This is a genomic window from Nocardia sp. NBC_01329 (assembly GCF_035956715.1).
Classification (GTDB): Bacteria; Actinomycetota; Actinomycetes; order Mycobacteriales; family Mycobacteriaceae; genus Nocardia.
This window is the reverse complement of sequence record NZ_CP108381.1, coordinates 3,481,041-3,494,503: the sequence shown is the minus strand read 5'-3', so window position 1 is coordinate 3,494,503 and position 13,463 is coordinate 3,481,041. Positions and strand designations below refer to the sequence as shown.

Genomic DNA, 13,463 nt, shown 5'->3' with positions numbered 1-13,463 from the left:
TGCGGGCACATCGTTCCACATTTCGGAACACAAACCAGGTTTGCCGCAATTGTCATCGGCAAGTCCCGACCTGTTTATGAGGAGCTATGAAAACGACCACGCGATTCACGGCCGCGGCGACACTTGTCTTCGCCGTCACGACATTCACCGTGGGGGTGGCGTCGGCCACGCCCACCGAGCCCACTGAGCTCGCCGCACCGGCCATCGTGTCGGACGTCGGCGACTCCATCGAAGCGGCAGGCGTTAACGGGGCCCCCTCCGCTCCGTTGGACCGCGGCGCGGAGATCGACAAGGCTGTCGCAGCGGCAGGTGGCGCATACGCCGCGGCCAAAGGCGACGGTCAATTGTTCGGGACGGCTGCGGGCATCATCGTGGGCTGCCCACTCGGCGCGGTGACCGGCGGCTCGCTCACCATGCTGGTGAGCGCGGGAGCCCTGACTCCCCTCGGCGTGATCGGCGGCTGCATTCTGGGTGGCGGTGCTCTCGGGTTCCTCGGCGGCACCATCGGCGGCGCCGTCACCGGTCTGCCTGCGCTCGCGGCCGCCGCAACCGAACAGTACAACGGATTGCAATCCAAGGGCCTCGTTTCGGCGCCTACCGCGATGCCGGCCTCCTGACGCCGACCCACCAAGCCAATAATTCTTCGATTCCTGTGTTCCGGATCGATCCGGAACACAGGAATCCGGACCAGATATGAGTATCGGAATGAACACCATCAGCAAAGCCACTGTCCTCACCGCCTTCACTGCCCTCGCGGTCACCACACTCGCCACCGCGACAGCCGGTGCCGACCCGGGCCGGCCGGCAGCCCCGCAATCCTCCGACCGTCACCCCGTCGGAGTCGAGGCGCTCCCCGGCGTGCACTACACCGGTTACGCTCCGGAAAACCGCAGTGTGCTCACCACCCCCCTGGGGACTTTGACCATGCGCGGAACCGAATTGCATGCTGCGGATACCTCCGGCCGGCCACTGCTCGGCAACCCTGCCGCCGCCACGGCGGATATGGCGGCGGCCCCCATCGAGAGCTCGGCCGTAGCCGTCCAGGTAGCCGCTCCCGGTGGGGACTTCCTCGCTGACGCCCGCGCCGCGTGGAATGCCGCGGGACCGCACACCGGCCTTGCCGCCGGTACCGGGGCAGCGGCCGGCGGCCTGATCGGCATCGCGGTCGGCTGCCCGCTGGGTGCGGTCACCGGCGGTGCTCTCACCACCGTCGTCTCGGGCGGAGTGCTGACCATTCCCGGCGCGATCACAGGGTGTGTCGTCGGTTCGGTCGCCGTCGGCGGATTCGGAGCTTCGGTCGGCTCTGTAGCAGTCGGACTTCCCGTCGGCATCGCCGTCGCTACACAGAAGTACAACGACATCCAGGCCCAGCGAGCAGCACACGCAGCGCCCGCGCAATAAACATTTCGGCCGGTCTACCGGAAACGGAATTGCTGTAGGTAGCTTATTCGCCGGACCAGGAGGGAGCGTCGTCGGCGGCCATCGAATTCCCCACTTTTACCTGAAACTCGCAGCCGAGATCTGAAGAACACAAGCCCGAATGTCATCGCGAGGGCAATGAAATCCAGTCGACCTGCGCGTCAGAATGCCTCCGGGGATAGTTCGGTGAGCTCGTCGTCGTCGACGACGATTTCCCTGCGCGCAGCGAGTTCAGGAAGTACAGAACGCGCGAAGAAGCGTGCGACCGATATCTTCGCCTCGTAGAAGGAACGGTCGTCGCCCGCTTCTCCCGCAGCAAGCTGTGCGTGGGCGACCGTAGCGTGCCGAAGCAACAGATAACCCACGAGCAGGTCGCCTACCGAGAGCAGGAGTCGCACAGATTCTTCGCCTACTCGACGGGCATACCGCGCCGCGTCGTGTCGCCGCGCCCACCGGTCGGTCAGGACCTCGATCATTTCTGCGACATTGTCCAGCGCCCGATCCACCTCCCTGCTCGCGCGCCGGAGCTCCTCGCACGAGCCGGCGGCGGCCGCGTGCGAACGGATCTCCGCGGCGAGCAGGCGCCACGCCCGTCGGTCGTCACGGATCACCTTGCGCAATAGCAGATCGTTGGCCTGGATCGCCATGGTGCCCTCGTACAGGGAATCGACCTTCACATCGCGGACGTACTGCTCCATCGGGAAGTCCTGAAGGTACCCGGACCCGCCGAATACCTGGAGTAGTTGCGAGAGCTGCTCGTCGGCCCGTTGGGCTCCGGCGCCCTTCACAACAGGCAGTAGGAAATCCACGATCGCTGAGGCATCACGAGCGTTGCTGTCCAGTTCGTCGCCGGTCGCGAGCTCTTGCCAGGACGCTGTATAGAGGACCAACGCGCGCAACCCTTCGGCGTAGGCCTTACCGAGGAGCAGGGTCCGGCGCACTTCGGGATGTTCGATGATCGCGACCCTCGGCGCATCGGCATCGTTGAAGTGCCTCTGGTCTGCGGACTGCACCCGGGTCCGCGCGTATTCGACAGCGTTGAGATAGCCGGTCGAAAGGGTAGCGATCGCTTTGGTTCCCACGAGCATGCGTGTATGCCGGATTATTTCGAACATCTGCTTCATTCCGTCGTGGACGTCACCGACGAGCCACCCGAGGGCCGGTTCCCGCGCACCGAACGTCAGCTCACATGTCGCCGAAGCCTTGATGCCCAGCTTCTGCTCCAAGTTGGTGGCGTACACGCCGTTTCGGGCACCGAGTTCCCCTGTTCGCGGATCGACGTGGAACTTCGGCACCATGAACATGGACAGCCCTCTGGTCCCGTTGCGCGCTCCGACGGGCCGCGCGAGAACGAGGTGCACGATATTCTCGGTGAGGTCGTGCTCCGCCGAGGTGATGAACCGCTTGACACCCTCGATATGCCAGGAGCCGTCGAGCTGCTGGACGGCACGGGTTCTGGCCGCGCCGACGTCCGAACCTGCTTCCGGCTCGGTGAGAACCATGGTGGCGCCCCAGCCTCGCTCGATGATCCGAACGGCCATGCGACGTTGTGCGGGGGTGCCGTGTCTGTGCAGGGTCGAGGCGAAAACGACAGAGGCGAGGTAGAGCTGCAACGCCGGGTTGGCTCCGACGAGGAGTTCGTTGACCGCCCACGCCAGCGGCCGCGACACGTCGATGCCCCCGAGTTCCTCGGGCACATCCACGCGCCACCAACCCGCGGCGTGCAGGACTCGGAAAGCGGCCCGTACCGGCTCGGGGAGAGTGACCGAACAGGTTCGAGGGTCGTAGACGGGTGCTTGCCGATCACCATAGGTGAACGAGGCCGCAATCGGCCCCTCCGCCAGCCGAGCCGCCTCGGCCAGCACCTCCCGCGCGGTTGCCTCGTCGTCGAGTTCGCGACTCGGCCGCGACGTCCGCGCGGGCCCGAGGACCTCGAACAGATTGAAGTAGAGATCTCGTAGGTTGCTGCGGTAATGATTCACCTGGAGGCCCTCATTCGTACAAGCGGAAGACCTGCTGTGCGACACATACCGGCTTCTCGACCCCCTCGGCCTCGACGGTCGCGTCGAGGAGGATCTGCTGTCCGCCGGCGATATGCGTCGCATCACGCAGGACGACACCGAGTCGGACACGGGAGCCGACCGGGGTCGGCGCGGGGAACCGAACCCGCTCGAGCCCGTAGTTCACTTTCGTCGTCACACCGGTGATCGTCACGAGTGCCTCCCAGAGCGGGATCACCAGCGAAAGCGTCAGGTATCCGTGGGCGATTGTGGTACCGAAGGGACCGTGCGACGCACGAGCGGGGTCCGTGTGGATCCACTGGTGATCATCGGTCGCCGCGGCAAAGGCGTCTATTCGGTTCTGCTCGATCGACAACCAGTCGCTCCGACCGAGATGTTCCCCGATCAGTTCGGGCAGCTGCGTCAGCGGTATCCGGCGCGACATCATCTACCTCCGGAGGGGGCCAGCCCGAGTACCCGTATCGCGTTGTCACGCAATATTTTCGGTCGGACCTCGGGTTTCATGTCGAGCCGTTCGAAGTCCGAGAGCCACCGCTGCGGCGTGATCACCGGGAAGTCGGAACCGAACAGCACCTTGTCCTGCAGCAACGAGTTGGCGTGCCGCACGAGGTTGGGCGAGAAGTACTTCGGCGACCACCCGGAAAGGTCGATGTAGACGTTCGATTTGTGCGTCGCGATCGCCAGCGCCTCGTCCTGCCAGGGCACCGACGGGTGCGCCATGATAATCGTCAACTGGGGGAATTCGGCCGCGACCTCGTCGAGCAACATCGGATTCGAGTTGGACAGCCGGATACCGGCGCCTCCGGGTAGTCCCGCGCCGATGCCGGTCTGCCCGGTGTGGAAGACGGCGGGTACCCCGAGCTCGGCGATGGCCTCGTACAACGCGAAGTGCGCGGTATCCGATGGGTTGAACGCCTGGAGGCTGGGGTGGAATTTGAACCCGCGAACGCCGTGGTCGGTGACGAGCCGGCGGGCCGCGGCGACCGCTTCTCTACCGCGCGCGGGATCGACGCTCGCGAACGGGATGAGCACGTCCGGATGTCTCGCTGCCGCTTCCGCGACGAATTCATTGGCGATGGGGGGATGTCCCGTAGCCGACTGGTGATCGACAGTGAAGACAACCGCGGCCATCCGGAGCTCACGGTACCGCTGGGCGATCTCGTCGACGCTCGGAGTTCGGTCCCCGGCTCCGAAGTAGTCCGAGGAGGCGTCCATGAGTTCGGGACCGAGCGACTGATGACCGGCGTCGTCCACTTCTATGTGCACGTGCACATCGATTGCCTCGAGGTTGTCGAGATTCAGTGACAGTGGCATGTGCTCAGGCCTTCCGCTGGAGTTTCGGGTCTCCCACGGACTGGAGGTGATGCCGGAGCAGGTCGTCCCAGACGTCGTGGAGATCATCGGCGGACCACCCTTCATCTGTCACCGCAGTCACGACCTCCGTGGGATGCGACCAGACCGTCACCCGGTCTCCGCCGATTCCGATTGCCTGACCGGTGATGTAGGACGCTGCGTCGGACGCCAGAAAGGTCACGAGGCCGGCGACATCCTCGGGCGACCCGAAGCCGAGGCCGCGACGAACCTTCGCCGGTAGCGCTTCTCCGGCCTGCAGCGCCGCGGCATAGGGAGCGAGAAACGGAACGGTCTCCGTCATTCCCGTGGCGGCTACCGGGACTATGGCATTGACCGTCACCCCGGCCTTCTGGAGTTCCATGGCCCACGTGCGCACCATCCCGACGATGCCTGCCTTGGCGGCGGCATAGTTCGACTGACCGAAGAGCCCCTGCTGACCGGTCGGTGATCCGACGCAGATGATGCGACCGCCCGCACCTTGCTCGCGCATGACATTCGATGCCGCGCGTACACAGGTGAATGTGCCGCGTAGATGGACTTCGATCACCTTGTCGAAATCGTCATCGGTCATCTTCCAGACGACGGAGTCCCGCAGTATGCCCGCGTTCGCGACGAATACATCGAGGTGTCCATAGGCCTCGACGGCGCGTCGGACGATCCGCTCGGCGACCTCGGTAGCGCCCACCGCCCCGACCTCGGCGACCGCCTCTCCACCGTCGCGGCGAATGTCGGCGACCAACTTTCGAGCGTTTTCCGCATCGATGTCGTTGACGACGACTCGCGCCCCCGCGTGTGCGAGTCCCAGGGCGTACGCGCGCCCCAAACCCTGCCCGCTGCCCGTGACGACCGCCACTTTGCCCTGCAGATCCATCTTGCCTTCCCTGATACATCTAGGTAGATTCGTTGAACATCTCAATAGTTGTTTATCTAACTGATAGTAGATGTGACTGTCAATAGATGACAGTTTCAATCATTTATGAATGTATGGAGGTGCACGGATGGGCCAGCTGACAGACTTCGAAGCGCTTGCCGAGGACGCGGGTTTCCTGCTCGCCAGGTTGAGTGGAATCGTCGTACGCAAAACGAACGAACACCTCGTCCCCCATGAGCTCAGAGTCCGCCAGTTCGCCATGCTCGCCCTCCTCTGCGCCAATGAGGGCATCCCCCAACGCCGACTCGCAGAACAACTCGGGCTCGACTCGAGCCAGGTCGTCGCGCTGGTCGACGAGCTAGAAGCAGCCGGTCTCGCGGAACGCACCGTCGATGCGGCCGACCGGCGACTTCGCCAGGTCACCGCGACGCAGCAGGGAAGGATGACCCAGCAGCGAGCGCAGGCGGCGATCACGGCCGCGCGGGAAGAGGCCCTGCGCATGCTCGCACCGAGCGAGCAGCAAACACTGCTGACCCTGCTCCGCAAGGCAATGACCGAACGCCCCACATAGGGCCCTACAGGAGGAACTCGAACAATGAGGAATCAAGGTGTCGGCTCCTGGCCGGCCCGTCGGAGCCGCGGCTCATCCGGACAGACCGCGCTGATCTTCGGCGATCAGCGCCGCACATACGCCGAATTGCACGAGCGCGTCAACCGGCTGGGAAACGCACTGCGGGGGCTCGGGGTCGAGAAAGGCAGTCGGGTCGCGTATCTCGGCCCGAACCTGCCCTCATTCGTCGAGTCGATGTTCGCCGTCCAGGCACTCGGGGCGATCTTCGTCCCGCTCAACACTCGACTGACCACCGCCGAGCTTCGCTACCAGCTCGACGATTGCACCGCACAGGTGTTGATCGCCGCGCCTGCGAATACAGCGACCGCACAACAACTCCTGGGCGGTACGGTTCGAATCCTCATCAGCGAGAACGCTGCATCCCCGGCCGATACCCACGACTACGAGACCCTGCTACAGGGTGCCGACTCGACCGAACTCGACGAGGCGGTGGACCTGCGTGACCCTGCCCTCATCCTGTATACGTCCGGCACCACCGGGAAGCCGAAGGGCGCCACACTCACGCACGGAAATATCACCTGGAACTGTATGAATGTCGTCGTCGACATCGACGTCGCCAGCACCGAGATCACGCTGGTGAGCGCACCGCTGTTCCATGTCGCCGCGTTGAACATGACGATGCTGCCGACCATTCTCAAAGGTGGCACCGCGGTTCTGATGGACCGCTGGGACACCGATGCCTGCTACGACCTGATCGAGCGGCATCGGGTGACTTTCATGTTCGGCGTGCCGAGCATGTTCGCGGGCCTCGCTGATACGCCTCGCTGGACCACAGCGGATCTCTCGTCGGTCCGCTTGCTCGTGACCGGTGGAGCTCCTGTGCCGCGTGGCCTGATCGAAACGTTCCAGCAGCGCGATCTGACCTTTCTGCAGGGCTTCGGAATGACCGAGGCAGCACCCGGCACCATGATCGTCGGCAGTGTGGCCAGCACACAGAAGATCGGTACTGCCGGGGTCCCCCATTTCTTCACCGACGTGCGGATCGCCCGCGATGAGCTACGGAATGTCGAGGTGGGGGAACCGGGGGAGATCCTCATTCAGGGGCCGAACGTCATGCCCGGCTACTGGGAGGCGCCCGACGCGACAGCCGCAGCGTTCACCGATGACGGCTGGTTCCGCAGCGGCGACGTCGCGGCCTACGACGAGGAGCGCTACATCTACATCATCGATCGGATGAAGGACATGTACATCTCCGGCGGCGAGAATGTCTATCCGGCCGAGGTCGAGTCGATTCTCGAACAGCATCCTGCTGTGTCGGAATGCGCGGTGATCGGCGTCGCGGACGAGACCTGGGGTGAGGTCGGCCATGCCTTCGTCATCCTCAACGGACAAGCCGAACCTTTCACAGGCGATCTCCGCGCCTATCTGGAATCGCGCTTGGCGAAGTACAAGCTGCCGCGCTTCGTGACCTTCGTCGACGACCTCCCCCGAACAGGGTCCGGCAAGGTCGCCAAACATAAGCTTCGTTCACCGGCCTGAGTGGGTGCTCGACGGCCCGGCGCCCACAGCCGGTGCGGTATTCGGGGACCGCCGAAGGGCCGGCACTGCTGCGGTGGGGGCGGGCGAGTGCGGAAGAGGCGGACGTTGCCGTGTCGGGTGACCGGGACGAGATCGATGCGATCCTGCGCCGGCCCATCGTGCCGTGATATCCGCTCGGTTGTGCCCGACCGGCGGGCTATGCCAGTTCGGCGAGGCTGCTCGACCAGCGACCCAGCTGTGCGGTATCACCGGGGATATTCCCGTTCCCCGGGGCCTGCCGGGTCGCAGCGAGCACTTCGTGGCCCAGTCGACGGATGCGCTGATGCCGAGTCCAGTGCGCACGCGCCCATTCGGGTTCGTTGTGGGCGGCGTCGATCGCGCCGAGGGTGGAACCCATCAGTTCGAATTCCAGCTCCCGCCGCAGGACCGCTGTCCCGGGTGCCACTGTGTGGGCATGCGGTGATGCGGGGTGCCGAGGGCTGGGGGCGATGTCCCGTTCGGCCCGGCTCGGTGCTATCCGGGGCAGGAGCCGATCGAGGACTTCCAGCACCCGCTGATCGTTGCGCAGCAGGACCCGCCGGTGAGCACGCCGGTCGATCGCCCACAGGGCGGTCAACCCGATCGCCACTCCGATCAGGCTCTCGAGCAGGCGGTCGCGCAGCACCGGGAAAATATCGCCGTATTTGCCGCCGCCGCCCATCAGCAGGGCGAGCGGAGTGATGAACACGACCGCGAGCCCGTAGTTGCGGGCCACGAACATTTCGATCGCGAACTGCAAGGTCATCAGGATCAGTATCAGCGCCCAGCCCCGCGGCTCCAGGGTATAGAGCGCGGCGAACAGCACCAGCCCCAGCGCGGTACCGCCGATCCGGTGCACGCCGCGATAGGTGCCGCGCACCCGGTCCGGGCCCTGGTGCAGCAGCACGGTGACGGTGAGCACCGCCCAGTCCGGTCGGCCGAGATCCAGTGCGACCGTCGAACAACCGGCGAGCACCGCGGCGATTCCGATCCGGTTCGCCGACACCACCGCATGACTGTCCGGGGACAGTGACCGCAGTATCCGGTAGCGCAACGACGGCCGAGGGGTCGGTGCCGGACGGCCGGTATCGAACAGCAGATCCGATTCGTCGTTGCCGGACCCGTTGCGGTGGAGTGCTCCGGCGAAGGTGCGCTGGGCGTCGGCCAGCGTAGCGGCGAGCGGGTCGTCGCCGGTGCGCCGGGCATCGTCGAGCAGCGCCCAGGCCGCCTGCATCTTCATCGCGGTCGCGTACCGCGCGTCCACCCGATCACCGGCCACGGGATCGAGTGCGGCATAGTCGCCTACCGCCGCGACCGCGGCCACCACCGCCCGCTCTTCCGGGCTGTGCGTCCTGGTCAGCGCCGCCGACATCCCGACCAGCAAAGCGCTGACCCCACCGATGGCCGTCCACAGCGCGGCCTGACCAGGCGGGACCCCGTGCCCCACGATCAGCGCGCCGACACCGGCGGCCAATACGAAGAAGAAACCGCCCGGGGGACCCAGACGCAGTGCCGAGTTCACGAAAGTGCCGGTCACCGCTACCGCCGACATCAGCAGGACGAGCAGTAACTGCCACCAGTGCGAGCCGCCCGCGGCGATCCGCTGGTGGATCAGTTCGCCGGTCAGGCCACCGGCGAAGCCCGAAATCGTGAGGGACAGCGCGGCCGCGCCGACAATCCGCCACCGTCGGCGGTAGACCTGACCTTCCCCGAAGATCACCGCCAGCGCGCCGGTCGCCGCCATCAGACCCTGCTGTTCGTGCCCGAGGGCGACCGCGATCAGTGCGGGAGCACCGAAAGCCAGGGCCGCCCGCGCCGCACCGGGCAGCCGCCGACCGGCCGGCGGGAGCCCGAAGAGCACCGATCGGGCCGGAGCGGGTGAGGGAAGCTTCGGGCCGTCCGGGGCTACCATCCGTCAACTCCTTGTCCGGCCGTTTACTCCTCGGTGACGAACCCTTGTTCGATCATCCAGTCGCGAGCCACCTCCGCGGGCTCGCGGCCCTCGACATCGACCTGCCGGTTCAGTTCGGTGATCGACTCGTTGGTCAGCAGCCGCGAGATGGGCGCCATGACCTCGGCGACCCGCGGATGCGCCCGGGCGAAGTCCGCGCGCATCACCAGAGCGGCATTGTACTTGGGGAAGAAGGATCGGTCGTCACGCAGCAGGACCAGGTCCAGGCCCGGGATGCGGCCGTCGGTGGCCGCGACCGAGCCGAATCCGCACTGGGTGGCGTCGGCGGTCGCCTGGTAGACCACCGCGTCCTGGACAATGCGTTTGGGCACCCGGCCGCCGTCGATACCGTAGGCGCGGGTCACGCCGGGGAACCCGTCCTGACGCACATTGAACTCGGTGCCGACACAGGTGCTCGCCGCGGCGGGGTCGGTGGCGACGAGATCCGCGTAGTCCGACAGAGTCCAGGTGCCGGTGCGTTCGGCGGTGCGCCGCGCGGTCGCCAGGGCGTAGGTGTTGTTCATCGGCGCCATCGCCGTCCACAGCATCGCGTGCGCGGCCAGATCGGCGTCGCGCACGGCCTCGAACTGTCCCTGTTCGTCCGGGACGGGTTTCTCGTTGCCGAGATAGTTGACCCAGCCGGTACCGGTGTAGTCGTAGGCGATATCGATCTGGCCGTTCACCTGGGCGTCGCGCAGACTGTTGGAGCCCTGGATATCGGTCAGATCCCGGACCTCGGCCCCGGCGGCGACCATCGCGAATTCGATGATGTAGCCGAGGATGTTCTGTTCGGTGAAATCCTTGGACCCCACGGTGATCGATACGCCCGCGAGTTCTGGTGCCGGGCGGATGCTGCCCGGGCCCACCTGCAGCGGCACCGCGCTACCGGCTTGCAGACCGCATCCGGCCAGTAGCAGTACGGCCACCAGGAGCAGAAGTCGCGGTGATCGAGTGGCTCTCATTTCAGCCCCCGTGGGCCGAGGAACTGTTCGGCCACCGCGCCCAGCCAGTCGACCAGCAGCGCCAGCGCGACCGCCAGGACCGCGCCCACCACCAGCGTGACATTGTCACGCAGCTTGTAGCCGGTATCGATGAGGATCCCCAGACCGCCCGCGCTGACCAGGAACGACAGTGTCGCGGTGCCCACGGCCAGTACCAGCGAGGTGCGCAATCCGGCCAGGATGTAGGGGACCGCGAGAGGGAATTCGATCCGGCGCAGCACCGTCGCCGCCGACATTCCCTGTCCGCGCCCGGCGTCCACGAGCAACGGATCCACCTCCTGGAAACCGAGGATGGTGTTGCGCAGCACCGGGAGCAGCGAATAGAACGCTATCGGCGCGACCCCGATCCAGAACCCCGTGGTCCGCGTGACGAGGTAGAAGAGCACGATCAGCCCGATCGCCGGTGCGGCGGCACCGATATTGGCGATACCGACGAAGAACGGGGCGAGCCGGCGATACCCGGGCCTGGTGAGCAACGTGCCCAGCGGTACCGCGACGACCACCACGAGCGATACCACCGTCGCGGTGATCAGCACGTGCTGCCGAGTGACGGTGGCGATATTGCCCGCGTTGAGACTGGCCTGCTGGGTGATCGTCAGGTCACGCCGGAACGCCCAGAGCAGGACTCCCGCGGTGAGCAACACGACGAGCACCGGCTGGATCAGCAGCCGCAGCCGTTCGGCCCGCCACTGCGCGGTTCGCTTTCCGGGCACTCCCGCCGTCACAGTGGCGGTCATGCCGGCACATCCGCGGCCGGTGCACCCGCGCCGTCAGCGGAACGCAGCGCGGCCAGATGACCGACGAGGGTGTCGATGGTGACCAGTCCCGCGTACTCGCCGCGCGGCCCGGTGACCACCGCGGTCGCGTTCCCATCGCCGAGCAGCGCCGCCAGCGCCTCCTGCAGGGTCGCTTCCGCGGGCAGTGTTTCCACCGGTGTGGACAGGGCTTCGCTGATCGAGCCGGCGTGGGCGAGATGCTCGGCCGCGATCCAACGCAGCGGGCGGCCCGCCGTGTCGAGTACCAGCGCGCGTGGCTGCTCGGCGAGCGCCGCGCGCGCCGCCTCCACCGGAGCGTCCTCGGTGACGGTGGCGCATGCGCCCAGCGCCACTTCGTGGATACGGGTCAATGTCAACTGTTTGAGCGAGGCGTCGGATCCGGCGAATCCGGCCACCGTATCGTCGGCCGGGTCGGCCAGGATCGCGGCCGGCCGGTCGTACTGCAGGATCCGGGAGTGATCGCCCAGCACCGCGATCCGGTCGCCGAGTTTCACCGCCTCGTTGAAATCGTGGGTGACGAAAACGATCGTCTTGCCCAGTTCGGCCTGTAGCCGCAGCAGTTCGTCCTGGAGCAGCCCCCGGGTGATCGGGTCCACCGCGCCGAACGGTTCGTCCATCAGCAGGATCGGCGGATCGGCGGCCAGCGCCCGTGCGACTCCCACCCGTTGCTGCTGACCGCCGGAGAGTTGGCGCGGATACCGGCGCCGGTAGATATCCGGGTCCAGGCCGACCAGTTCCAGCATCTCGTCGGTGCGGGCGGCGATCCGTTTACGTTCCCACCCGATCAACCCGGGGACTGTCGCGATGTTCTTCGCCACGGTCATATGCGGGAACAGACCGGCCTGCTGGATCGAGTATCCGATCCCGCGGCGCAATCGGTCGGCATCGATTCCGGCGGCGTCGTGGCCGTCGATGGTGACCGTCCCGGAGGTGGGTTCGATCAACCGGTTGATCATCCGCATGGTGGTGGTCTTGCCGCAGCCCGACGGCCCGACCAGTACCACGATCTCACCCGCCGGAATCGTCATCGTTACCGCGTCGACAGCCGGATCACGTTGGCCCGGATACTGTTTGGTCACGGCGTCGAGCACGATCTCCACACCGGACACCGCCGGTGCGCCGGTACGGGTCTCGGAATCAGGCACGAATTCCCCTCGGGATGGTGAAACGACCGACGAGGACGAAGATCCCGTCGAGAACCAGGGCCAGCACGACGATCAGTACTGTGCCGGTGAGCGCCTGCGGTACCGCGTTGGGGCTACCGAGCCGGGCCAGACCGGAGAAGATCAGATTGCCCAGACCGGGGCCTTTCGCGTAGGCGGCGAGCGCCAGAATGCCCATGATCAACTGGGTACTCACCCGCATACCGGTCAGGATCGACGGCCAGGCCAGCGGCAGTTCGATCGCGGCGAGCACCCGTAACCGGTTCATCCCGACCCCGCGAGCGGCGTCCACCACCGCGGTATCGACCGAGGAGAGACCGATGAGCGTATTGCGCAGGATCGGTAGCAGCGCGTAGAGCACCAGAGCGGTCACTGTCGGCGCGACACCCAGGCCCATCAGCGGGATGAGCAGACCGAGCAGGGCGAAGGAGGGAACGGTCAGAATCGTGCCGGCCGCGGCGGTCGCGGCCGCTGATCCGAACGGACTCCGATAGACCGCCACCCCGACGAGAACCGCCACCGTTGTCGCGATGAGCAGCGACTGAACGACCGCCGATACATGCAGATAGGAGTCCACGAAAAGCTGATGCCGCCGTCCCACGACGAAGTTCCACCACGTATCCAGGATCCGACCTCCCCTTCCGGGCCTGCAGCGAGGCTATCGCGACCTCGCCACGCCCGGACCGGTTTTCCCGGAGCACGTGCGACCGTCGAGAGTAGGCGCGGACCCGGCGGCTGCCCACCGCGTCCCGCGGGGAGAGTGCCCCGGGTGGGCGGAAT

13 protein-coding genes are annotated in these 13,463 nt (G+C 66.2%); 4 read left to right on the top strand and 9 right to left on the bottom strand.

The genetic code is table 11. The features are described from left to right. Window positions 1-86: 86 nt before the first annotated feature. Both OG405_RS15715 and OG405_RS15710 read left to right on the top strand, forming a co-directional pair. Window positions 87-617 carry a hypothetical protein gene (locus OG405_RS15715; protein ID WP_327147245.1) on the top strand — a complete coding sequence of 177 codons (531 nt, stop codon included), beginning with the start codon at window positions 87-89 and terminating at the stop codon, window positions 615-617. Window positions 618-693: 76 nt separating this feature from the next. Then, window positions 694-1,401, top strand: coding sequence for a hypothetical protein (locus OG405_RS15710; protein ID WP_327147244.1), 708 nt, complete (start codon window positions 694-696; stop codon window positions 1,399-1,401). Between the two features lie 179 nt (window positions 1,402-1,580). On the opposite strand, the gene OG405_RS15705 is transcribed toward OG405_RS15710, so the two are convergent. The 4 genes from OG405_RS15705 to OG405_RS15690 are packed head-to-tail and all read right to left on the bottom strand — an operon-like array spanning window position 1,581 to window position 5,664. Beyond that, a complete protein-coding gene (locus OG405_RS15705) occupies window positions 1,581-3,401 on the bottom strand; it encodes an acyl-CoA dehydrogenase (protein ID WP_327147243.1) in 1,821 nt (606 codons plus the stop codon). Window positions 3,402-3,411: 10 nt separating this feature from the next. Further along, entirely contained in the window at window positions 3,412-3,867 is a 456-nt protein-coding gene (locus tag OG405_RS15700) for a MaoC family dehydratase (RefSeq protein WP_327147242.1), read from the bottom strand. Next, a complete protein-coding gene (locus tag OG405_RS15695; RefSeq protein ID WP_327147241.1) occupies window positions 3,864-4,754 on the bottom strand; it encodes an amidohydrolase family protein in 891 nt (296 codons plus the stop codon). The genes OG405_RS15700 and OG405_RS15695 overlap by 4 nt, the downstream gene beginning before the upstream one ends. Before the next feature lie 4 nt (window positions 4,755-4,758). Next, window positions 4,759-5,664: an SDR family NAD(P)-dependent oxidoreductase gene (locus OG405_RS15690; RefSeq protein ID WP_327147240.1), complete on the bottom strand. Its 906-nt coding sequence runs from the start codon at window positions 5,662-5,664 to the stop codon at window positions 4,759-4,761. A 127-nt stretch (window positions 5,665-5,791) separates the two neighbouring features. On the opposite strand from OG405_RS15690, the gene OG405_RS15685 reads away from it, so the two are divergent. Then, window positions 5,792-6,235 (top strand): MarR family winged helix-turn-helix transcriptional regulator, encoded by a 444-nt coding sequence (locus OG405_RS15685; RefSeq protein WP_327147239.1) that lies wholly within the window; start codon window positions 5,792-5,794, stop codon window positions 6,233-6,235. Between the two features lie 24 nt (window positions 6,236-6,259). Continuing rightward, window positions 6,260-7,774, top strand: coding sequence for an acyl-CoA synthetase (locus OG405_RS15680; RefSeq protein WP_327147238.1), 1,515 nt, complete (start codon window positions 6,260-6,262; stop codon window positions 7,772-7,774). Window positions 7,775-7,970: 196 nt separating this feature from the next. Here OG405_RS15680 and OG405_RS15675 read toward each other — a convergent pair whose 3' ends face one another. The 5 genes from OG405_RS15675 to OG405_RS15655 are packed head-to-tail and all read right to left on the bottom strand — an operon-like array spanning window position 7,971 to window position 13,308. Beyond that, entirely contained in the window at window positions 7,971-9,704 is a 1,734-nt protein-coding gene (locus tag OG405_RS15675) for an FUSC family protein (RefSeq protein WP_327147237.1), read from the bottom strand. Between the two features lie 23 nt (window positions 9,705-9,727). Next, window positions 9,728-10,705, bottom strand: a complete 978-nt coding sequence (locus OG405_RS15670; protein WP_327147236.1) for a glycine betaine ABC transporter substrate-binding protein — start codon at window positions 10,703-10,705, stop codon at window positions 9,728-9,730. Then, window positions 10,702-11,481 (bottom strand): ABC transporter permease, encoded by a 780-nt coding sequence (locus tag OG405_RS15665; RefSeq protein ID WP_327147235.1) that lies wholly within the window; start codon window positions 11,479-11,481, stop codon window positions 10,702-10,704. The genes OG405_RS15670 and OG405_RS15665 overlap by 4 nt, the downstream gene beginning before the upstream one ends. Next, complete coding sequence (locus OG405_RS15660) at window positions 11,478-12,665, bottom strand: ATP-binding cassette domain-containing protein (RefSeq protein WP_327147234.1); 1,188 nt, start codon at window positions 12,663-12,665, stop codon at window positions 11,478-11,480. Before OG405_RS15660 ends, OG405_RS15665 begins: the two co-directional genes overlap by 4 nt. Beyond that, window positions 12,658-13,308 (bottom strand): ABC transporter permease, encoded by a 651-nt coding sequence (locus OG405_RS15655; protein ID WP_327152348.1) that lies wholly within the window; start codon window positions 13,306-13,308, stop codon window positions 12,658-12,660. The genes OG405_RS15660 and OG405_RS15655 overlap by 8 nt, the downstream gene beginning before the upstream one ends. Between the last annotated feature and the right edge of the window lie 155 nt (window positions 13,309-13,463).